Annotated in this window: 18 protein-coding genes; 9 read left to right on the top strand and 9 right to left on the bottom strand. The window is 63.0% G+C overall.

Annotated features, from left to right (window positions below):
• The first annotated feature begins 42 nt into the window (after positions 1-42).
• Positions 43-1,863, top strand: coding sequence for a DNA mismatch repair endonuclease MutL (gene mutL / locus E8Q41_RS17370; protein ID WP_137156817.1), 1,821 nt, complete (start codon positions 43-45; stop codon positions 1,861-1,863).
• Positions 1,864-1,929: 66 nt separating this feature from the next.
• Positions 1,930-2,154 carry a DUF2093 domain-containing protein gene (locus tag E8Q41_RS17375; RefSeq protein ID WP_137156818.1) on the top strand — a complete coding sequence of 75 codons (225 nt, stop codon included), beginning with the start codon at positions 1,930-1,932 and terminating at the stop codon, positions 2,152-2,154.
• 39 nt (positions 2,155-2,193) lie between these two features.
• On the opposite strand, the gene E8Q41_RS17380 is transcribed toward E8Q41_RS17375, so the two are convergent.
• The 8 genes from E8Q41_RS17380 to E8Q41_RS17415 form a co-directional block, all read right to left on the bottom strand.
• Complete coding sequence (locus E8Q41_RS17380; RefSeq protein WP_137156819.1) at positions 2,194-2,757, bottom strand: hypothetical protein; 564 nt, start codon at positions 2,755-2,757, stop codon at positions 2,194-2,196.
• Positions 2,758-2,875: 118 nt separating this feature from the next.
• Positions 2,876-3,826 (bottom strand): omptin family outer membrane protease, encoded by a 951-nt coding sequence (locus E8Q41_RS17385; RefSeq protein WP_137156820.1) that lies wholly within the window; start codon positions 3,824-3,826, stop codon positions 2,876-2,878.
• Positions 3,827-3,931: 105 nt separating this feature from the next.
• Positions 3,932-4,978 (bottom strand): tetraacyldisaccharide 4'-kinase, encoded by a 1,047-nt coding sequence (lpxK, locus tag E8Q41_RS17390; RefSeq protein WP_137156821.1) that lies wholly within the window; start codon positions 4,976-4,978, stop codon positions 3,932-3,934.
• Between the two features lie 123 nt (positions 4,979-5,101).
• Positions 5,102-5,806: an HAD family hydrolase gene (locus tag E8Q41_RS17395; RefSeq protein WP_137156822.1), complete on the bottom strand. Its 705-nt coding sequence runs from the start codon at positions 5,804-5,806 to the stop codon at positions 5,102-5,104.
• Positions 5,807-5,810: 4 nt separating this feature from the next.
• The gene (gene waaA, locus E8Q41_RS17400) at positions 5,811-7,133 is read right to left on the bottom strand and encodes a lipid IV(A) 3-deoxy-D-manno-octulosonic acid transferase (RefSeq protein WP_137156823.1); all 1,323 of its coding nucleotides are present in this window, start codon (positions 7,131-7,133) and stop codon (positions 5,811-5,813) included.
• A gap of 23 nt (positions 7,134-7,156) precedes the next feature.
• The gene (locus E8Q41_RS17405; protein WP_137156824.1) at positions 7,157-7,393 is read right to left on the bottom strand and encodes a DUF4170 domain-containing protein; all 237 of its coding nucleotides are present in this window, start codon (positions 7,391-7,393) and stop codon (positions 7,157-7,159) included.
• A 129-nt stretch (positions 7,394-7,522) separates the two neighbouring features.
• Positions 7,523-8,308: a 3'(2'),5'-bisphosphate nucleotidase CysQ gene (locus tag E8Q41_RS17410; RefSeq protein WP_137156825.1), complete on the bottom strand. Its 786-nt coding sequence runs from the start codon at positions 8,306-8,308 to the stop codon at positions 7,523-7,525.
• A gap of 13 nt (positions 8,309-8,321) precedes the next feature.
• The gene (locus tag E8Q41_RS17415; protein ID WP_137156826.1) at positions 8,322-9,668 is read right to left on the bottom strand and encodes a TldD/PmbA family protein; all 1,347 of its coding nucleotides are present in this window, start codon (positions 9,666-9,668) and stop codon (positions 8,322-8,324) included.
• A gap of 130 nt (positions 9,669-9,798) precedes the next feature.
• Between E8Q41_RS17415 and E8Q41_RS17420 the strand changes: the two genes are divergently transcribed.
• The 3 genes from E8Q41_RS17420 (at position 9,799) to E8Q41_RS17430 (ending at position 14,919) form a co-directional block, all read left to right on the top strand.
• Complete coding sequence (locus E8Q41_RS17420; protein WP_137156827.1) at positions 9,799-11,565, top strand: monovalent cation:proton antiporter-2 (CPA2) family protein; 1,767 nt, start codon at positions 9,799-9,801, stop codon at positions 11,563-11,565.
• Between the two features lie 242 nt (positions 11,566-11,807).
• Positions 11,808-13,439 carry a PAS domain-containing protein gene (locus tag E8Q41_RS17425; protein ID WP_137156828.1) on the top strand — a complete coding sequence of 544 codons (1,632 nt, stop codon included), beginning with the start codon at positions 11,808-11,810 and terminating at the stop codon, positions 13,437-13,439.
• A gap of 109 nt (positions 13,440-13,548) precedes the next feature.
• On the top strand, positions 13,549-14,919 hold the full coding sequence (locus tag E8Q41_RS17430; protein WP_137156829.1) for an EAL domain-containing protein: 1,371 nt from the start codon (positions 13,549-13,551) through the stop codon (positions 14,917-14,919).
• On the opposite strand, the gene E8Q41_RS17435 is transcribed toward E8Q41_RS17430, so the two are convergent.
• Complete coding sequence (locus E8Q41_RS17435) at positions 14,906-15,823, bottom strand: LysR substrate-binding domain-containing protein (RefSeq protein ID WP_137156830.1); 918 nt, start codon at positions 15,821-15,823, stop codon at positions 14,906-14,908. The genes E8Q41_RS17430 and E8Q41_RS17435 overlap by 14 nt on opposite strands.
• 91 nt (positions 15,824-15,914) lie before the next feature.
• Here E8Q41_RS17435 and E8Q41_RS17440 point away from each other — a divergent pair, with 91 nt between their 5' ends.
• From E8Q41_RS17440 to E8Q41_RS17455, 4 genes are all read left to right on the top strand, one after another.
• Complete coding sequence (locus E8Q41_RS17440; RefSeq protein ID WP_137156831.1) at positions 15,915-17,465, top strand: trimethylamine methyltransferase family protein; 1,551 nt, start codon at positions 15,915-15,917, stop codon at positions 17,463-17,465.
• 132 nt (positions 17,466-17,597) lie between these two features.
• The gene (locus E8Q41_RS17445) at positions 17,598-18,764 is read left to right on the top strand and encodes a pyridoxal phosphate-dependent aminotransferase (RefSeq protein WP_137156832.1); all 1,167 of its coding nucleotides are present in this window, start codon (positions 17,598-17,600) and stop codon (positions 18,762-18,764) included.
• 108 nt (positions 18,765-18,872) lie between these two features.
• Positions 18,873-19,721: a TIGR01459 family HAD-type hydrolase gene (locus E8Q41_RS17450; protein ID WP_137156833.1), complete on the top strand. Its 849-nt coding sequence runs from the start codon at positions 18,873-18,875 to the stop codon at positions 19,719-19,721.
• Positions 19,722-19,737: 16 nt separating this feature from the next.
• Positions 19,738-20,718: a bifunctional riboflavin kinase/FAD synthetase gene (locus tag E8Q41_RS17455; protein ID WP_137156834.1), complete on the top strand. Its 981-nt coding sequence runs from the start codon at positions 19,738-19,740 to the stop codon at positions 20,716-20,718.
• The last annotated feature ends 168 nt before the right edge of the window (positions 20,719-20,886 follow it).

A 20,886-nucleotide genomic window follows, 5' to 3' on the forward strand; every position in this document is an offset into this window, starting at 1 on the left:
GAATTTGCTTTCGCGAGAGGCGCGAATCCGGGAAAAGGGGCCATGACCATCAAGCTCCTGCCAGAAACGCTGATCAACCAGATCGCCGCCGGCGAGGTGATCGAACGCCCCGCCAGCGCCGCCAAGGAACTGATCGAAAACGCCATCGACGCCGGCGCGTCCCGTATCGAGATCGCCACCAGCGGCGGCGGCAAGTCGCTGCTGAGGATCATCGACAATGGCTCGGGCATGGGGCCGGAGGATCTGGCGCTGGCGGTGCGCCGGCACTGCACCTCCAAGCTCGAGCGCGGGCTCGAGGATATCCGCACGCTCGGCTTTCGCGGCGAAGCCCTGCCATCGATCGGCTCGGTGGCCAAACTGTCGATCGTCTCGCGGTTGAAAGACGCCGCCGACGCCTTCGAAATCACTGTCCATGGCGGCAAGATGTCGGACATCCGCCCCAAGGCGGCCAATGCCGGCACGGTGGTGGAGGTGCGCGACCTGTTCTTCGCCACGCCGGCGCGGTTGAAATTTCTGAAAACGGAGAAGGCCGAGGCCGGCGCGATCACCGAAGTGGTCCGGCGCATGGCGATCGCCTTCCCGCATATCCGCTTCACACTGTCGGGGACCGACCGGTCGCTGCTCGAATTTCCGGCGACGCCGGGCGACAAGCTGGCGCGCATCGCCCAGGTGATCGGCAAGGATTTCGAAGACAACGCCATCGAGATCGACGCCGAGCGCGAAGGCGTTCGCCTGTCCGGTTACGCCGGCGTGCCGACTTTCCATCGCGGCAACAGCGCCCACCAATTCGCCTTCGTCAATGGCCGCCCCGTCAACGACAAGCTGATCATTTCGGCGCTGCGCGGCGCCTATGCCGAAACGGTGCCATCGGGCCGTTATCCGGCGGCGGTGCTGGATATCGAACTCGATCCGGCGCTGGTCGACGTCAACGTGCATCCGGCCAAATCCGACGTGCGGTTCCGCGATCCGGGCCTGGTGCGCGGGCTGATCGTCGGGGCAATCCGGCAGGCGTTGCTGCGCGAAGGCGACCGCTCCTCCACGACCGCGACGCGGTCGATGATGGACGCTTTCCGTCCCGGTTTCTCGGGCTATCGCGCGCCGCCCGCGCAGAACTGGACGGCGGCGCAATCACCGTCGCGGCCTTTCGAGCCGATGGGCTTCGCCGAACAATCGGCGGCCTCCCCGCTTCGCCAGCAGGGGTTTGCCGATTTTGCAACGCCTTCCGCCCGCTCAGAAGCGCCCGCTATGAATGCCGCCGAGACGAGCCAACCGGACCTGACGCGCCATCCGCTCGGCGCGGCGCGGGCGCAACTGCATGAAAACTATATCGTGGCGCAGACGGAAAACGGCGTCGTCATCGTCGACCAGCATGCCGCGCATGAACGGCTTGTATTCGAGGACATGCGCAAGGCGTTGCGCGATCGCGACCTGCCGACCCAGGCGCTGTTGATCCCGGAGATCGTCGACCTGCCGGAAGAGGACTGCGACCGGCTTATGGAGCATGCAGACGACCTCAAACGCCTCGGCCTCGTCTACGAACGCTTCGGCCCCGGCGCGATCCTGATCCGCGAGACGCCGGCAATGCTGGGCGAAACAGACATTCAGGGGCTGGTGAAGGATCTCGTCGACGAAATCGGCGAATGGGATACGTCCCGCGGCCTGCATGCGCGGCTCGAACATGTCGCCGCCACCATGGCCTGCCACGGCTCGGTGCGTTCCGGCCGCCGCCTCAGGGTCGAGGAAATGAACGCGCTTCTAAGGCAGATGGAGGCGACGCCGGGCTCCGGCCAGTGCAATCACGGCCGCCCGACCTATATCGAATTGAAGCTCGCCGACATCGAACGGCTGTTCGGCCGAAGCTGATTTTTGTGGCGCAGAACCGCGCGGCTCTGTATATCGGCCCGATACGGATGATCAGCAGGATTGAATATGAACCGGTTTGAAGGAAGCGGAAGCCGCGAAGCCAAAATTCGCTATCTCGACGGCGATTTCCAGATCCTGCTGCCCGGCGGCTATGTCGTCTGCGCCGTCACTGGGCGCCAGATCCCGCTCGACGAACTGAAATACTGGAGCGTCGACCGTCAGGAAGCCTATGCGGACGCAGCCGCTTCCCTGGACGCCGAAAAGCGCGCGGGCCATATCCCGACCAATTGACGCTTCGGCTTCCGGCCACGGACAGCCAACTCAAGGCCGTCATGCGAAGATCGCCGTCGCGCCGGTGACCAGAAGGATGGCTGCGCCCAATGCGGTCGCGATGATCTTTTTGCTTTTCGCCAGAGCGGCGGTGGACAGAAGCGCGTAATAGGTCAGGTTGAGCCCCGACCAGATCGCGATGTTCGACAGCGGCCAGGACTCCTTGAACATCAGGACAGCCGGCGGAATCTGCGTCAAGAGATTGCTCAGCAACACGCAGAACGCCACTTCGCGGCGGTGGATCATGATATGATCGTCGAGCGTGTCGGTGTCGCCCGCGCTCGGAAACACCTGCGTCGCCGCGAAATAATAGAGCAATGCGACCACGGCGACCGCGAAGGCCACGACATAGCTGATCTTTTCGAGGTCACGATAGGCCCAGGCATTCATCCAGAACGTGATGAGATCGACCAGCAGCAACACGCCGAACAGGGGCGCGATGACGCCCAGCCGGCGGATATGGCGGTTGGCGTAGGCGCGTGAAAAGCCGGAGGCGATCTCCGCCACGGCCAAGCCGAGCAGCAGCCCGTAGAAAGCGAACATGAATGCAAAAGCATCGCTCATGACATCGTCCTCAAAAGTCTCTGGACTTGCACGCGGTCAGGATCTGGGCGCATGCCGACCGCTTCCGCATACAAGACAGGGCCGAGACGCATCGCCCCGGCCCTGAAGTCAACAATCATCAGAAGCGGGCGCGAATGCCGAACTGAACGGACATCGTCCGGAGAGAAGCTCCTTCGGCGTCTCGGTAGATGGTTTCAGCCCCTGTGGCGGTGTCCACCTCTCGCATGTCGCCCCGCTCGCGGAAGGTGTTTTCGAACTTGGCCGCGAAATAGACCGAAGTCGCCCCGGTGATCCTGAAGTCGGCAGCGGCATTGAGCATCAGCACCGGCGCCGCCTGGACATCGCCATAGGTGCGCGTGCCCGTCAGCCAATGGTCGTCGATGTCATCGATCCCGAGCGTCACCCCGCCCTTGACGCCGCCGGACAGGGTCAGTCGATCAAATCGCTTCGATCCGTCCAGTCCTGCGAAGAAGGTCGGAACCCGCTGCTCATACGTGATGCCCTTCAGGCCGTCGGGAAGCTCGCCGACGTCGTTGCGGAAACCGCCATCGCTATAGATGTAGGAGCCGCCATAGGCGTTCCAGCGCAGCCTTGTATACTGGAAGCCGCCGCCGGCGCTGAGGTCGCCGGTCTCGTCGCTGAAGAGCGTGCGCCCGAGCTCGACCTTGCCGCTGACATAATATTCGAGCTGCGTGTCGGGGTGAATGGAGCGATCGCTCCAGCCATCCTTGGTCTGGTCCACGGCGTATCCGGGCACCCAGTCATAATCGACCATATGGCCGTCGCCATCGACGCTGACATCGACAGAGCCCTTGAGCCGCCACCCTCCGCCGAGATCGGCGCCTGTGGTCAGGGAGTAGACCGGGACGCCTTTGGCGTCCCAGTCGAGCTCGCTCGCCTTGTTCTTGCCGAGATAGACATATTCGCGCGACTGAACATTCATGACGCCAACGCCGCCCTGAAGCCAGAGAGCCTCGTCGACGGAAGTCATCCTCACGTCAGTCGCATGCGCCGAACAGACTGTCAGCGCCGACATGGTCAGCGCATAAAGAAATTGCTCGAATTTCACTTTATTATTTTCCGATTAACCATATCGCAGTGCTCGCCAAAATCGGTGTTTTCCGCAATAGCGCATCTGACGGAATCAACAAAAACGGCTGCGGCGTTGCAATTTTTACACGGCCCGCGGGGTCTTGCCCGAGGACCGGCGCCGCCGGGCCGCCTCTATGGTTTCCCTGATGATCAAACCGGGCGCTTGCGGATTGTCGAAGGCCATGTCGACCTCGACGACGCGCATGCGGCGAGCCAAATCCTCGGCGCGGCCATGATGGCCGATCAGGCGCACGGCATCCTTGGCGGTGGTGACGATCACCAGTTCCTCCCGATCCGCGGTCGACAGAATGTCCTCGATCTCGTCATCGGTCAGATGCTGATGGTCGCCGAAGGAGCGGGTGGCGACCGGATCTGCGCCGATGTCGCGGACGGTGCGGAAGAATTTCTCTGGATCTGCGATACCCGCGAAAGCCAGAACCCGCTTGCCCGCGAGGTCGTCAGACTGGCGCGGCGCAATCTTCGCCTCCATCACCGGCTTGCCGATCCGCGCCGCCAGCCGGATGAAGGGATCGGCGGCGACGCCCTCGCCGACTTTCAGGAGGGCGGTGGCGTATTTCAACTGCAACCCCGTGGGCGCGCGCACCGGCCCCGAGGGCACGATGCGGCCATTGCCGATGCCGCGGCGCGCGTCGATCACCATCAGCGCGTAATCGAAATGCAGCCGCGCGCTCTGAAAACCGTCATCCATGATGATGAGATCGGCGCCTTCGGCGATCAGCCGGTTCGCTCCATCAAGCCGCTTGCGCGCGATCACCGTCAGGGCGTGCCGGGCGATCAGCAGCGGTTCGTCGCCAACATCACGGGCGCGATGGTGAAGCGGGTCGACGACCGTGGTGCGATCGATGCTGCCGCCATAGCCGCGGCTCAGCACGCCGGGCTTGAGACCCAGGGCTGTCGCGGCCTTGGCCAGGGCAATGACGGTGGGCGTCTTGCCGGCGCCGCCGACGGTGAAGTTGCCGACGCAAACAACAGGAACGGGAAGCGGCGCACGGGCGCCGCGGCGCAGGTTTCGCGCCGCAACGGCCCCATAGATCCAGGAGATCGGCGCGAGCGCCAAGGCCTCCCATCCGGTCTTCCGCCACCAGAAGGGCGGTGAATCCGATACCATCGCGTCCGTCCCGCGTCGTCGCGAGACCCTGTCTTTCGCGTTGAAGGTGATAAACGACATCAGAGAACGCGAAAAATTCAGGAAAAGCAAGGATAAGCGGTATGAAGGGGGCGATCTTCGCTCTCAGAGGCGATCGAGAAGCGCTTCCAGTTCGTCGATGCTCGCCAGGACATGGTCGGCGTCGGGGGCCAGCGCGTCGCGGCCGCTGGTGCCGGTCAGCACGCCCACGGCGAGACCGGCCTTGGCGTTTTGCGCCATATGCAGATCATGGGTGTTGTCGCCGACCATGACGATCTCGGATACGGACACGCCCACTTGCCGCGCGAAGCCGTCGATCATGCCGGGACCGGGCTTCACGCCATGACCGCTGTCATAGCCGGCGATATAGTCGAGCAGCCCGATGACGCCGAGCCGTTCCGCCATCAGGCGGATCGAGGCTTCATTGTCGGACGAGGCGACGCCGAGTTTCAGCCCCCTGCCCTTCAGGCGCGAAAACAGCGCCGGAAGATCGGTGACCGGCACGGAATTGGCCGCGCCTTCGAGGAAGAACCGGTCGAGATGACCGGTCAATTCGTCAGCCTCATAGGGCGAGCCGCCCTGCGCCATGGCTGCGGCGATCTCGCTGGGCGCGGCGGCGGCGAACAGGCTGCCGGCCGATACTTTGCCGGTCTTGGGGTCCATGCCGCAGATGATCATCAGGCGATCGGCCAGCACCACATCGCCATCGGCGGCGAACAGGCTGGCGCGACGGTTGATCGGCTCCCAGGTCTTGTCGAAATCGAGAAGCGTGCCGTCCTTATCGAACAGGATCGCGGAAAATCTGGTCATCGTGTCATCCGCCATTGGCGCTGGCGCGCGGCATCAGCCGCGCCTTCATGGTCAAAGGATTGATATAGGGCTCCAGCCCGCGCAGCGTCGCCGAGAGCGCGCCCCGCATCTGATGCACCGTCTGGAGACCGGCGTCGATCATCTGGTGACGCGCCGGTTCGTTGGTGATCAGATAATAGACGCCCTTGGCCAGCATTTCCGTGTCTCGCACCATGCGGGCGGAGCCGTTGCGCGCCAGCATCTGGTAGCTCTCCCGGAAATTGCCGACATGGCCGCCCGACAACACCGCACAGCCCATCATCGCCGGCTCCAGCGGGTTCTGTCCGCCTTCCGCCGTCAGCGAGCGTCCCACGAACGCCACCTCGGTTAGTTGCAGATAAAGGCTCATCTCGCCGATCGTGTCGCCGAGATAGACGTCGGTGTCGGCGGAAATCTGTTCGCCGCGGCTGCGTCGCGCCACCGCCAGGCCCTGCTCTTTGAACATCGCTTCGATGTCGTCGCCGCGTTCCGGATGACGCGGAACGACGATGCTGAGGAGATCGAGGCGCGATTTCAGCGCCTTGTGCACCTGTCCGGCCGCTTTTTCCTCGCCATCGAAGGTGGAGATGGCTGCCCAGGTCGGCCGGCCGCCGATCTGCTGGCGCAGGCGCATGAGAGCAGACGCATCGGCCTCCGGCATGTCGCTGTCAGCCTTCAGATTGCCCGACACCAGCACCGGCAGGGCGCCTAGATCCTGGAATCGGCTGGCGTCGAGTTCGGATTGGGCGATCACCAGCGCGAGGTTTTCGAACAATGTCGAGGCGACGTTCGGAAATGACGACCAGCGGCGGAACGAGCGATCCGACATGCGCGCATTGACGAGAATCTGCGGAATATGGCGCTTGCCGAGCGCCATGATCGTGTTGGGCCAGATCTCGGATTCGGCGAACAGAGCGAGATCCGGCTGCCAATAATCGAGGAACCGGTCGACCACCGTCTTGAGATCGAGCGGCACATATTGATGGATCACATAGCCGGCCAGGCGAGCATTCGCGACCGTCGCCGACGTGACGGTGCCGGTGGTCAGGAGCACCGTGATGCCGCGCCGCGAGATTTCCTTGATCAGCGGAACCATGGCGTTGGTTTCGCCGACGCTCGCGGCGTGGACCCAGACCAACGGACCTTCCGGACGCGCCGCGCTCGCATAGCCATAGCGCTCCGAGCGGCGCGCGCGCTCTTCCTTGCCGCGCGCCGAACGAATGGCGACAAGCGTGTTGATCGCCGGATAGGCGACCACGCCCGCCCAGCGGTAGGCCCAGAGGGCCGCCCGAGCGCGGAGGCTGCTCATGCGCCTGTTCCCTTGATCATCCGTCAGCCCTGGGACGGCTCGAGGAGACGGTGCAGATGCACGATGAAATAGCGCATATGGGCGTTGTCCACCGTTTGCTGGGCCTTGGACTTCCAAGCCGTCAACGCCGAAGCGTAATCCGGATAGATGCCGACGATATCAAGTTCGTCGAGGTTCTTGAACTCGGTCGCGCCAAGCGTGGTGAGTTCGCCGCCGAAAACCAGGTGAAGGAGTTGCTTGGAGCCCGCTGCGTCGGACATGGATGCTTCCTTTTCTTATTGAGTTCTTTTGGACAGATTGGATAGGCACGAGGACATGGAATTGCGGCAATCCGATGCAAAGTCAATGGAGACATGGCCGGATTCACGCGCCATCCCGTGCTGAGTCTCTCAGGTGGACAGCGCGTCGATGACCTGACGATGCAAATCGGCCCGCGCCGCGACCAGCAGTCCATGGCTTGTGTCCGGCCTGTTGTAGACTATGGCTTTGCCGGCGGCATCGCTCAGGACCCCGCCGGCATTGGCGAGAATGAGTTCGGCGGCGGCGAGATCCCAGTCATGGGCGTCCGGCTTGACCAGGGTCGCATCCAGCCGCCCGTCGGCGATCATCGCCAGGCGATAGGCAAGCGAGGGAATGCGGCCGACCTTGTCGGTGCGGGCGCGCAGATCTGCATTGAGACGCCCCATTACGTCGTCGGCGGCGCTGACCGTGAATCGCCCTCCGGCGGCGCCTGCCGCCACTTCGATCGACTTGCCGTTTTTCTCGGAGCGGCCGCCGGCGTCGGCGAGATAGAGTTCTTCGAGCGCAGGCGCAAAGAGCACGCCCGCCACGGGTCGCCCGTCTTCCACCACCGCAGCGCTCACCGCCCAGGTTTCGCGTCCATTCATGAAGGCGCGCGTGCCGTCGATCGGGTCGATGACGAAAACGCGAGGCGCGCCGAGGCGCGAGACATCATCCTCACTCTCTTCCGACAGCCAGCCATAATCCGGCCGAGCGGCGAGGAGACGCGTCTTCAGAACATCGTTGGCGGCATGATCAGCAGCGGTGACCGGCGAAGCGCCGCCATTCTTCCAGAACACCTCGACATCATTGCGGAAGAAGCCGAGCGCGACGCGACCGGCAGCCAAAGCCGCTTCGCGCAGAAGCTCCAGATCATCTGCATGGGAAAATGTCAAAGGACCGTCACTTTCACTTTCCGGCGATCGTCATGTTTTCGATCAGCACGGTTGGGGCCGCCACGCCATATTTGCGATCGATGTCGTTGGCCGGGACCATCGTCAGGAACATGTCCTTCATGTTCGAGGCTATGGTGACTTCTGAGACCGGATAGGTCAGTTCGCCATTCTCGATCCAGAAACCGGAAGCGCCGCGCGAATATTCCCCGGTCACCAGATTGGCGCCGTGGCCGATCATCTCGGTGACGTAAAACCCCGACGTCACGCCCTTGATCAGATCCTCAGGCGAGACCTCGCCGGGCTCGAGCGCCAGATTGGTGGAGGACGGAGACACGGAATTGCCGCCGCGGACCCCACGGCCGTTTGTCTTGAGGCCGAGCTCGCGGGCAGCCGAGGTGGCAAGGAACCAGTGGTTCAAAACGCCGTCTTCCACCATGATCATGGCGTCGCCGCGCACGCCTTCGCCATCGAACGGCCGCGACGACGATCCTTTGTGGATCAACGGGTTGTCGGTGATGTTGAGGCCGCGGGCCAGGATCTGCTGACCCATCTTGTCCTTGAGGAACGAGGTCTTCCGGGCGATCGCCGCGCCGTTGATGGCGGAGGCGATATGGCCGACGAGACCGCGGGAGACGCGCGGATCGTAAATGACGGTGAGGCCTGCGCCGGTGTCGGCCTTGCGCGGGTTGAGGCGTCGGACGGCCCGTTCACCGGCCTTGCGGCCGATCTCTTCGGCCGCGTCGAGATCGGCGAAATGCAGGCGGCTGTCGCCCTCGTAATCGCGCTGCATATTGACGCCTTCGCCAGCGATGGCGCTGACGCCGCGGCCGAAGCGGGTGGCCATATAGGAGCCGGAAAAGCCGTGCGACGTCACCAACACCAGCCCGCCCATGGAGGCGGAAGCGCCCGCGCCGCTCGAATTGGTGACACCGGGCACGGCGAGCGCCGCCGCTTCGGCGGCAAGCGCCGCATCGGTCAGTTGCGCGGAATCGACCTCGGTGGGATCGAAAAGACCGAGATCAAGCGCATCGCGGGCGAGATCGGCTTCGTCGGCCAGGCAGGCGAACGGGTCTTCCGGCGAGGCCTTGGCCATCGCCACGGCCCGTTCGGCCAGCGTCTTGAGGTCGAAGCCGGGATTGGCCGACACGCTCGCTACGCGTTTTCCGAGGAAGACGCGTAGCGAGAAATCATCGCTTTCGGAGGATTCGACGCCCTCGACCTTGCCGAGGCGGACCGAGACCGACCGGGAGCGGGAGCGGACGACCACGGCGTCGGCAGCGTCGGCGCCCGCCTTGCGGGCGAGGTCGACGAGTTCGGATGCGCGGTCGAGGAGATGACGGGAATCAATGGGCTCTTGCATGGTCGGCCTTTCTGCTCCGCTCCATTTATGGCGCTGATTCAAAATCATCAAGGGTTGGCAGGCTTATCTTGACGGGGAAGCGGCCTGCCCGGCTATATGGCGGCAACGAATCCGGAACTGGACCCCATTCATGAGCCAATCCCATGCCGTCATCAGCGAAGCGCTGCTCCTTCTGGGCGCCGCTGTCGTCTCCGCGCCGCTGTTCAAGCGGCTGGGGCTCGGCACCGTGCTCGGCTATCTGGCGGCGGGCGTCCTGATCGGCCCGGTGCTCAACCACATCACCGACGGCGAAGAGATCCTGTCTTTCGCAGAACTGGGCGTGGTGTTCCTGCTGTTCATCATCGGGCTCGAGTTGAAGCCGGCGCGATTGTGGCAGATGCGGCGCGACATTTTCGGGCTCGGCAGCGCGCAGGTGTTGATCTCCGGCGCCGTTCTCAGCTCGCTCGTTCACTGGGCCGGCCTTCTTGGCTGGCAAGGCGCCATTGTCGCCGGCTTCGGCCTCGCGCTGTCCTCGACTGCGTTCGCGCTGCAGATCCTGGAAGAGCGCAGCGACCTCAACACCGCGCATGGACAGCGCGCATTCTCCATCCTGCTCTTCCAGGACATCGCCATCGTGCCGCTTCTGGCGCTGACGAGCTTCATCGCGCCAGACAGCGGCGAGAGTTTCACCTGGACCGGCGCCGCCATCGCGATCGGCTCGGTGGGGGCGCTTATTCTTGCAGGTCGGTTCCTGCTGACACCGCTCTTCCAGATCATCGGTCGCACCGGCGCCCGCGAGGCGATGATCGCCGCGGCCCTTTTCGTGGTGCTGGGCGCCGGCGCTCTGATGGAGCTTGCCGGTCTCTCCATGGCCATGGGCGCCTTTCTCGCTGGACTGATGCTGGCGGAATCGTCCTTCCGACATGAACTGGAAGCGGATATCGAGCCGTTCCGCGGCATTCTGCTCGGCCTGTTCTTCATGGCGGTCGGCCTGTCGCTCGATCTCAACGTCGTTCTCAACAACTGGCTGCTCATCCTGATCAGCGTGCCGGTGATCATGAGCGTCAAGGCGGCGACGATCTATGCGCTCTGCCGCATCGGACGCTCATCCTACAATGACAGCGCCCGCATCGGTTTCCTGCTGTCGCAGGGCGGAGAGTTCGGCTTCGTGCTATTCACGACGGCGGCGGGCGCGGCGGTGTTTCCGCAGAGTTCGGCCTCGCTGCTGATCGCTATCGTCACCGTCACCATGGCGCTGACGCCCCTGGTCGCTGCGCTTCCGAAGCTGATCGTCCGGAGCGAACGCCGCGAGGAATTGGAAGAGGATTTCGAAGGCGCGGGGGCGGAAGTCTTCATCATCGGTTTTTCGCGCTTCGCCCAGATCGCCGCGCAGATCCTTCTTGCCGCCGGTCGGGAGGTGACGATCATCGATCACTCAGCCGATCGCATCCGGCAGGCGTCCCGCTTCGGTTTCCGGATCTATTTCGGCGACGGCACGCGCAAGGATGTGCTGGTGTCGGCCGGCATCGAGAAGGCCAAGATCATCGCCATCTGCACCCATAACCGCGACATCACCGACCGCATCGTCGATCTCGTGCAGTCGGAATATCCTGACGCCAAGATCTTCGTGCGCTCCTACGATCGCGTTCACAGCCTGTCGCTCCTGGCCAAGGGCGTGGACTACGAATTGCGCGAGACGCTGGAGTCCGGCCTTCTGTTCGGCCAGAAGACGCTCGAAGCCCTGGGCATGACGGAGGCGGACGCCGCAGCCATCAAGGACGATATCCGCAAGCGCGATGAAATGCGTCTCGCCATTCAGGCGCAGGACGGCATTTCCGCCGGCCGGGAAATGCTGTATTCGAACCAGCCTGTGCAGCCCGAGCCGCTGATCAAGCCCCGGCATGAAGCCGCGGAATGACACTGATCGCGATAAATACATGATATTTTTCCGCTTTTCATGCGCTCCATCGCATTTGATTAAACTCGGATTAATCTTCCTATGACAATCGTTCAGGTCTTGAAATGATCATGGGCGTCGGCGAAAGCCGATGCGGCGCGGGTTCTGATCGCCGGCTGGGGCGATCGGGAGGAGAACCAGCCAAAGCCCGTTCAGGCGTCGCCAGCATGCATCGATAATACCGCCGCCAGCGGGAGCCTGAAATGGACGATGCCCCGTCCTTCGACGCCGTTCTGCAATGCAATTTGCTCGAGATATTCTGCGAGGGTCTCGGCGCGGCCCTTTTCGTGACCGACAGGCTCGACAATATCGCCTTCGCCAGCGTGCGCCTGCTGCATTATTTTCCAATGCCCGAAAGCGTCATCCGGCCCGGCTCTCGCGTCCGCGATTTTTATGCCGCCCTCTATGACGCCGGCTGCCGGTTCGGCGCGCAACAGGCCCATAAGGATGTTCCGAAAGAAGACTGGGTGAGCGACCGCGTCGCAACCGGCTGGAAAGAACGCGTCGACAAGATCGAGCACGGCCCCGGCGATCGCTGGTTCCACGTGGTCAGCCGCCGCTTTTCCTCCGGTCTGGGCCTCACGGTGCTGCAGGACGTGACCGAATACAAGAAGAAAGAACGCATCTGGAACGCGGATAAGGAGCGGGTGAGGCTCACCGAGGAAATACTCGATGCTCTGCCGATCGGCGTCGCCGTCAAGGATCGCAACCTGAACTACGCCGCCGTCAACAAGCGCTTTTCGGAACTGTTCGACCTCAAGCCGGAACGTTTGATCGGCAGATCTGTCTGGGACATTTTCGCGCCCAAGGTCGCCGGCGCTCTCGAGGAAGCCAACTGGAAACTCCTCAGCAGCGGCGAAGACCAGACATCGATCGTCGAGATCCGCAGTGGTGACGACGCATCCTCCCGCATCCAGCATCGTTCCCGGCGGATCGGGCGACCGGGAGCGCATTACATCGTCATGACATTCGAGACGACGCCCGAAGCTGAAATCAATCCGGCCATCGTCGCCGACGCAAGCACCATCCTCGAGAGCGCGCGGGACCCTGCCCTCAATGCGCGCGCGCAATCCGATCAATCGCTGCGGGTGGCGCTCGCCACCACGCGCTCGGTGGATGAGGCCCGCTATATCGCAAACGCCGCAGATATCGGCGTGGAACTGTGCATCATCCGGTCACCGACCGAGCTCGACAAATTCCTGCCTGCGCTGGACGCGGCAGGAATCCGGCTCGACCTCATTCTGCTCGACGAAAGCGCGGTGCATTTCGCCCCTATCGCGACCAATGGCAGGACGCCGGTTCGCGTCCTGTCCTCCGTCAACGCGTTGATGAGCGATCTCGCGCTGTTTCTCGCCGCGCGCGAACGGCGCCAGGAGGGCGAAGACAGCGATGCGCTTGCGACACCGGCGCCAGACCAACCGATCGACGTGCTGGCCGTAGAGGATCGCGAGGTCAACCGGCTGGCTTTGGCGCAGATTCTCGACAGCCTGGGCCTGAGTTACGCGCTGGCGGAGACAGGCCAGGCTGCTCTCGTGGTGCTGGCTCAACGTAAGATCGGGCTGGCGCTCGTGGACACGACGCTGCCGGACATGAGCCTCGGCGACTTCATGAAAAAAGCGCGCGCCCTGCAGGCCGAGACGCCTTTTCTTGCCATGCCGCCGCCTTCGGCGCAGGAGAATATTCCCGAATTACACGAGGCCGGTTTCCTCGACGTGGCGGTCAAGCCGATCAGTCCCGAGAGCATCGGTCCCCTGCTGGAGCGCCATTACGCACCCCGCGGCGCCGCAGGAAATCGGCCGGCCAAATCGCCATTCCATGCGAGATCGGCGGGATAAACCGCAATTGTCGGCAGTAAGGCGAAAATCCACGGAAAGCCGGAGGTGTTTCTTAACACTTCAACGGCAGTCTGAATTCAACAGGGGCGTATAGAAGCAGGACACACTAATGACCGTTGCTGACACGGGTGATTTGCCAGCCAGCCAGAGCGAATTACATCGATTGGCTTTCACCGACGCCCTGACTGGGCTCGGAAACAAGTATAGACTTAAAGAAAAGCTGCGCCAATTGATCATGGAGCGGGCCTCCGACCCTGCGCCCTTCACGGTCGGGATCGCCAATCTCGACGGCTTCAAGCCGATCAACGATCTGTTCGGCCCTTCCGCCGGCGACCAGATTCTCTGCCAGGTGGCTCATCGCCTCAAGGCCTGCATTCCCGACGGCGCGATCGTGGTGCGCTATGAGGGAGACGAATTCGCGCTTCTGCTTCCGCTCGTCTTCGAACGCCGCAGCGCCGAAAAGATGGGCTCGATGCTCAAGGAGGTGCTGTCCGCGCCTTATGATCTCGGCGAACGCAATGTCCGGTTGTCGGCTTCCTTCGGTTTCGCCATCCATCCCTTTGCCGGCGCCGAATTCGACGATCTGCTGAAAAGCGCGGAGACTGCGCTTTACCGGTCCAAGCGGCGCGGACGCGGCCAGATTACCGTCTACTCGACCGAAATGGCCGAGCAGATGAAGCGCGCCACGCAGATCGAGCAGGCGCTCCGAAACGCGATCATCGCCGATGAAGTCGATGTGCATTTTCAACCCATCGTCTCGCTGAAGGATGATTCCGTGCTCGGCTTCGAAGCCTTGGCGCGCTGGCAGGACAAGGATCTCGGCTTTGTCTCGCCCGCGGTGTTCGTTCCGCTCGCGGAGGAACGCGGCTTCATCGACGCGCTGTCGGAAACCCTGTTGCGCAAGGCGGCCGAGGCGGCGCTTTCCTGGCCCAAGGAACTGTTCCTGTCCTTCAACCTGTCCTCCGCCCAGCTTCTCGATCCTGCGACAGCTTTCAATATTCTCGCGGTTATCAACCGCACGGGTCTCGATCTTCGGCGGCTGGAGCTCGAAATCACCGAGACGGCCGTGATGTCCGACCCCGAGACGGCGGACAAGATCATCTCCGAACTGCGCGCCGCAGGCGTGCGGATCTCGCTCGACGATTTCGGCACCGGGCAATCGAGCCTCAGCCGTCTCTGCGATTTCCGGTTCGACAAGGTGAAGATCGATCGCGCCTTCGTCTCGCGCATGCTGACGGATTCCGCCTCCGAACATATCGTCAAGGCGATCGTGACCATGTGCCATGGCCTGGAATTGATCGTCGTCGCCGAAGGCATCGAGGATTTCGCGGAAGCGCTGAAACTGAAGGGGCTCGGCTGCGATATGGGCCAGGGCTATTTCTACGGCAAACCCGCGCCAGCCCGCGCCACGCTGGACTATATCAGCCAGCGCTACGAAAGCGAGGACGGCGGCGAACGTAGACGCGTCAGCGGGGAATAGGTCCGCCGCTGCCAAGCAGCCAATCACGGACGCGGCGCGCTGAAGCGCCGAGCTCTATGCCTCGCGGCCAGACGACATAAAAAGCTTTCCCCGTCTCCAGAACGTGATCGCCGACCGGAACCAGGGCGCCGGAGCGGATCTGGGGGGCGATGAGATGGCTCCATCCGAGCGCGATCCCCTCTCCCGCCAACACCGCCTGGATAACCAGCACATAGTCATTGATGATCAGCGGACGGTAGGGTTTGGCGTAGTCAATGCCGGCGCTCCGGAACCATTCCCGCCAGTCGCAGGCCTCGCGCACCGGCTCTTCGAGATGGATGAGCCGCAGACTGGGCATGTCGGCAAGCGCCGGCGGCCCGCCGAGAGACTCGATGTATGCGGGACTCGCCACCGCATTCACCACTTCCGGCGCGAGCACGGCTGCGTGATAGGACGGCCATTGCGAGGGCTCGCCTCCGCGGATGCCGAGTGGGATGCCCTCCTCTTCCAGATCGAGATCCCGCACCGACGTCTGGATGCGCAGATCGATATCCGGAAGTTCGTCGCGCAGCCGGGTGATGCGCGGCAGCATCCACATCGAGGCGAAAGCCGTGGAGGCGGCAAGCGTGACATTGGCTTCGCGACCCTTGGCGCGCAACTGCTCGGCGGACTTTTGGATGCGGGCGAGACCCGCCGAGACATCGGCGTGAAATCGGGCGCCGGTCTCGCTCAGGCTCACGGCCCGGTGGCTGCGATGGAAGAGGGCGACGCCCAGATGCGTTTCGAGCGTTCTCACGGCATAGGACACGGCCGCCTGGGTCATGCCCAGTTCCTCGGCGGCGCGGGTAAAATTCTCATGGCGTCCCGCCGCCTCGAAAACGACGAGCGCGGAGGCGGACGGCAAGAGGCGTTTCAGATTTTGCATAAGGAGATTTTATAGCAAGCCCCCAAATTTTGGAAGAATACAAATGCGCTCGTGGGGCATAGGCTAGCGCCCACCATAAGGGAACAGACGCATGAGCCAGACCGACGCCGTCCTCGATCAGGAACCGAAAACCAGGCGTGAGCGCGGCAAGCGCCGCGACCCGGCCGCACGCCCGCTCGGCGTACCCTATATCGTCAGGAACATTCCCACCTATGACATTCTCAGCGAGGAATCGCTGTTGCGGATCGAAGCGACGGGCGAGCGAATTCTGGCCGAGATTGGCATCGAATTCCGCGACGACCAGGAAGCGCTGGACCTCTGGCGGAAGGCGGGCGCTAAGATCGACGGCCTCCGCGTCACATTCGACCCCGGCATGCTGCTGGAGATCGTCTCTACCGCGCCGGCCACATTCACGCAGCATGCCCGCAATCCGGCCCGCAATGTCGAAATAGGCGGCCGCAATGTGGTGTTTTCTCCGGCCTATGGCTCGCCCTTCGTGATGGATCTCGATCGCGGCCGGCGCTACGGCACGATCGAGGATTTTCGCAACTTCATCAAACTGGCTTATTCCAGCCCCTGGCTCCACCACTCGGGCGGCACGATCTGCGAACCGGTCGATCTGCCGGTCAATAAACGCCATCTCGACATGGTCTATAGCCATCTCAAATATTCGGACCGCGCCTTCATGGGCTCGGTGACGGCGGAATCACGCGCCGAAGAATCCATAGACATGGCGCGGATCGTGTTTGGCCGCGATTTCGTCGACGCGAATTGCGTGATCCTGGGCAATGTCAACGTCAACTCGCCGCTCGTCTGGGACGGCACCATGACGAAAGCGCTCCGCGCCTATGCCCGCGCCAATCAGGCCGCCGTCATCGTTCCCTTCATTCTCGGCGGCGCGATGGGTCCGGTCACCAATGCAGGCGCGATCGCGCAAGCCTGGGCGGAGACGCTGGCCGGCTGCGCCCTCACCCAACTCGAACGGCCCGGCGCGCCGGTGATCTTCGGCAATTTCCTGTCGTCGATGTCGCTGCGCTCGGGTTCGCCCACCTTCGGCACGCCGGAGCCGGCGATCGGCTCCATGGTGGTGGGACAGCTCGCACGCCGGCTGAAGCTGCCGTTGCGCTGCGCCGGCAATTTCTCCAACTCGAAGCTTCCGGACGCGCAGGCGATGCAAGAAGGCGTGATGTCGATGATGTCGGCCGTCCATTGCGGCGCCAATTTCATTCTGCATTCGGCGGGCTTCCTCGATGGGCTCTTGTCGATGTCCTACGAAAAATTCGTCATGGACATGGACTTCTGCGGCGCGCTGCATTCCTACCTCAAGGGGGTGGAGGTCGACGACAACGCCTTGGCGATGGACGCCTTTCAGGAAGTCGGTCCCGGCAGTCATTTTCTCGGCAGCGGCCATACGCTGCGCAACTACCAGACAGCCTTCTGGGACACCGAGGTCTCCGACAACGAGCCTTTCGAGAAGTGGTCGGAAGAAGGCGGCTCGACCGACATGGCGACCCGCGCCAACAAGCGCTGGAAGCGCATGCTCGATGAATACCAGGCGCCGCCACTCGACGAGGCGGTCGACGAGGAATTGCTCGATTTCATGGCGCGCAAGAAGGCCGATACGGCTGACGCCTGGCATTGAGGATCAGACAGTCGGCGAAGACCAACAAAGTCTTTGCCGACCGGTCACTGACGTTGAAGCTCCATTCAACAATTCTCATGAGATCTACCGGACAAATCGGGCTATGAGGTCTCACCCAATGGAGCCGACCTCATGTCCTTGCTTGAAAGTCTTTCGCCGCAATCACTCGCCGCCCCGGAAAGCGGCATCGTCGAAATCGTCAATTACGCCCGCACGCGGGACAATCTGATTCCGCTCTGGGTGGGGGAAGGCGACAACCCGACGCCGCAATTCATCGCGGATGCGGCGATTGCGTCGCTGAATGCCGGCCAGACTTTCTACACCTATCAGCGCGGCATTCCCGAATTGCGCCAGGCGCTGTCGAATTACTACGCCCGGCACTTCAACAAGCGGCTGCCGCCGGAGCATTTCTATGTGGTCGGCTCGGGCATGCAGGCCATCAAGCTTTCCATCGAAGCGGTCGTGAAGCCGGGGGACGAGGCGATCTATCTGTCGCCGGCCTGGCCCAATTTCGCCGCCTCCCTCGAAATCTCCGGCGGCAAGGCAGTTCCGGCCGTGCTCGATTTCGTGGATGGAGCCTGGAGCCTCGATATCGCCAAGGTCGAGAAGGCGGTCACCGCCAAGACGCGGGCGTTGTTCATCAACACGCCGTCGAACCCCTGCGGCTGGACGGCGACGCGCGCCGATCTCGAAGCCCTGCTCTCGCTCGCCCGCGCCCATGATCTCTGGATCATCGCCGACGAGATCTATGCGCTCTACTCCTTCTCCGCCGCGCGGGCGCCGTCCTTTCTCGACGTGATGACGGACGGCGACAAGATCCTGTTCGTCAATTCCTTCTCAAAGAACTGGTCGATGACCGGCTGGCGGATAGGCTGGATCGTTGCGCCGCCAGAAACAGGACAGGTGTTCGAAAACCTGGTGCAGTATGCGACGTCGGGCGTCGCCGAGTTCATCCAACGCGGCGCCGTCGTCGCGCTCGATCAAGGCGACCACGTCATGCGGGCGAATTTCGAAAAGGCGAAGGCCTCGCGGGATATTCTCTGCGACGCGCTGATCGCCACCAACCGCGTGGCGACGCTGAAGCCCGACGGCGCGCTCTACACTTTCCTGAAGATCGACGGCGTGACGGATTCCCGCAAGGCGGCTTTCGACATCGTCGACAAAGCAGGCGTGGGCCTGGCTCCCGGAACAGCCTTCGGCCCCGGCGGAGAGAGTTTCATGCGCGCCTGCTTCCTGAGAGATCCTGCGATCGTGTCGCAGGCGGCAGACAGGCTTTCCGCCTATATACGCAACCTATGACGTCACGCCGGCCAAACTTCGATCGCGGAGCGGCCTGAGACATATTCTCTCTTGTGTTCCGCGCCCCATTTTGCGATTTGGGGCGCGATCATTTTTCTGGAGAATGAAATGGCGGAGCGCATCGAGTCCCTACGAGACATCGTCTCGCATTACGACGTGATCCTTTGCGATGTCTGGGGCGTTCTGCACAATGGCGTAAGCCCCTTCCCGGAAGCGCCTCTAGCACTGAAAGCCATCCGCGACGCCGGCGCGACGGTGGTGCTGATCACCAATTCTCCTCGCCCGGGCAAGGACGTCGTTTCCCAGCTCGACGCGATCGGCGTCGCCCGCGACGCCTATGACCGGATCGTCAGCTCCGGCGACGTCACCCGCAAGCTTATCTCCGAAGGCCCCAGGAACATCGCGTTCATCGGCGCCGACCGCGACACGCCCCTTCTCGAAGGACTGGGCGTCAATATCGTGACCGACGAGGAGGGCGAAATTGTCGTCTGTAGCGGTTTCAAGGATGACGAAACCGAGACGCCGGAAATGTATCGCGACAGGCTGGCGGCCCTTGCTGCGCGCGGCCTGACGATGATCTGCGCCAATCCCGACCTCGTGGTCGAGCGCGGCCACAGGCTCATTCCTTGCGCCGGCGCGCTTGCAGCGCTGTATGCCGAACTCGGCGGCGCAACCAGCATCGCCGGAAAGCCGTATGCGCCGATCTATGCCGCCTCGCTCGCCGCGGCGGAAGACGCGCGTGGCCCAATTGATCGCGCCCGCGTGCTTGCCATCGGGGACGGCATGCCGACCGACGTCAAGGGGGCGATCAGCCAAGGGCTTGATCTTCTCTATATTTCCGCCGGTATCCATGCCCGCGACTACATGACCGGCAGTGTGACCGATGTCGACCGGATGAACGCCTTCCTCGCCGCCCACCAGGCCGAACCGCGCTGGTGGATGCCGCGCCTCGCCTGAGAGGGATACGCCGCGCATGACCGTGTTTCACCGAAACGAAAATCGCGGCGATCTGCCTCAGTCGCTCGAAGGCGGCGTGTTGGCGATCGGCAATTTCGACGGGGTGCATCGCGGCCACCAGGCGGTGTTGTCCCGGGCGCTGGACATCGCCAAAGCGGTCGGCGCGCCGACGCTCGCATTAACCTTTGAGCCGCATCCACGCACGGTGTTCAATCCAGACAAGCCTGTCTTCCGGCTGACGCCTGCGCCTCTCAAGGCTCGGCTTCTGGAATCCATGGGCTTCAACGCCGTGCTCGAATATCCCTTCGACCGCGCTTTTTCCGGTCGGTCTGCGGAAGAATTCATTCAATCGATCCTGAAAGACTGGATCGGCGTGCGGCACGTAGTGACCGGCTTCGATTTTCACTTCGGCAGGGGGCGGGAGGGCGGGCCGGCCTTTCTGCTTGAAGCCGGCGGCCGCCATGGCTTCGGCGTTACGCTTGTCGACGCCTTTCGTGACGAGAATGCGGAAGTCGTCTCCTCGAGCCGCGTTCGCACGCTGATCGGCGAAGGCGATGTGTCGCAAGCGGCTGGTCTTCTCGGTTATCGCTACACGGTCGAAGCGCCTGTTATCCATGGCAAGAAACTCGGCCGCACCATCGGCTTTCCGACCGCCAATATGGCGCTGCCGCCGGAATGCGGCCTTCGCCCCGGCGTTTACGCCGTGCGTTTCCGCAAGCAGGACGGCGCCATCCATGACGGCGTCGCAAGCTTCGGCTACCGCCCGACCGTGACGGATAACGGCGCGGCGCTGCTCGAAACCATGCTGTTCGACTTTTCAGGCGATCTCTACGGCCAGAACTGTTCGGTGTCCTTCTTCGGCTTCCTGCGGCCGGAGGAGAAATATGATGGGCTCGACCCTTTGATCGCCCAGATGAATCGCGACGTCGAGGAGGCGCGCGCGCTGCTGTCGCGCGTGACCCCGCTCGGGGAACTCGACCGCGTGGCGGCGTTCTGAGCTTTCGGCATTCCGTCAAGGCTGATGCAAGCCAGCGCCGAAAAGCCTAAGCTTCGCTCAAGATAGACGCCTTACCAACAGCGTCATGGACAGCCGCCACGGCCAAAAGCCGCGCGTGGGACGCGAACCGCCTTCGCGTCTCTCCAAGGCTGGTCTGTCCTACTTCTT

The sequence above is a fragment of the Rhizobium sp. FKL33 genome (assembly GCF_005222915.1).
GTDB lineage: Bacteria > Pseudomonadota > Alphaproteobacteria > Rhizobiales > Rhizobiaceae > Rhizobium_E.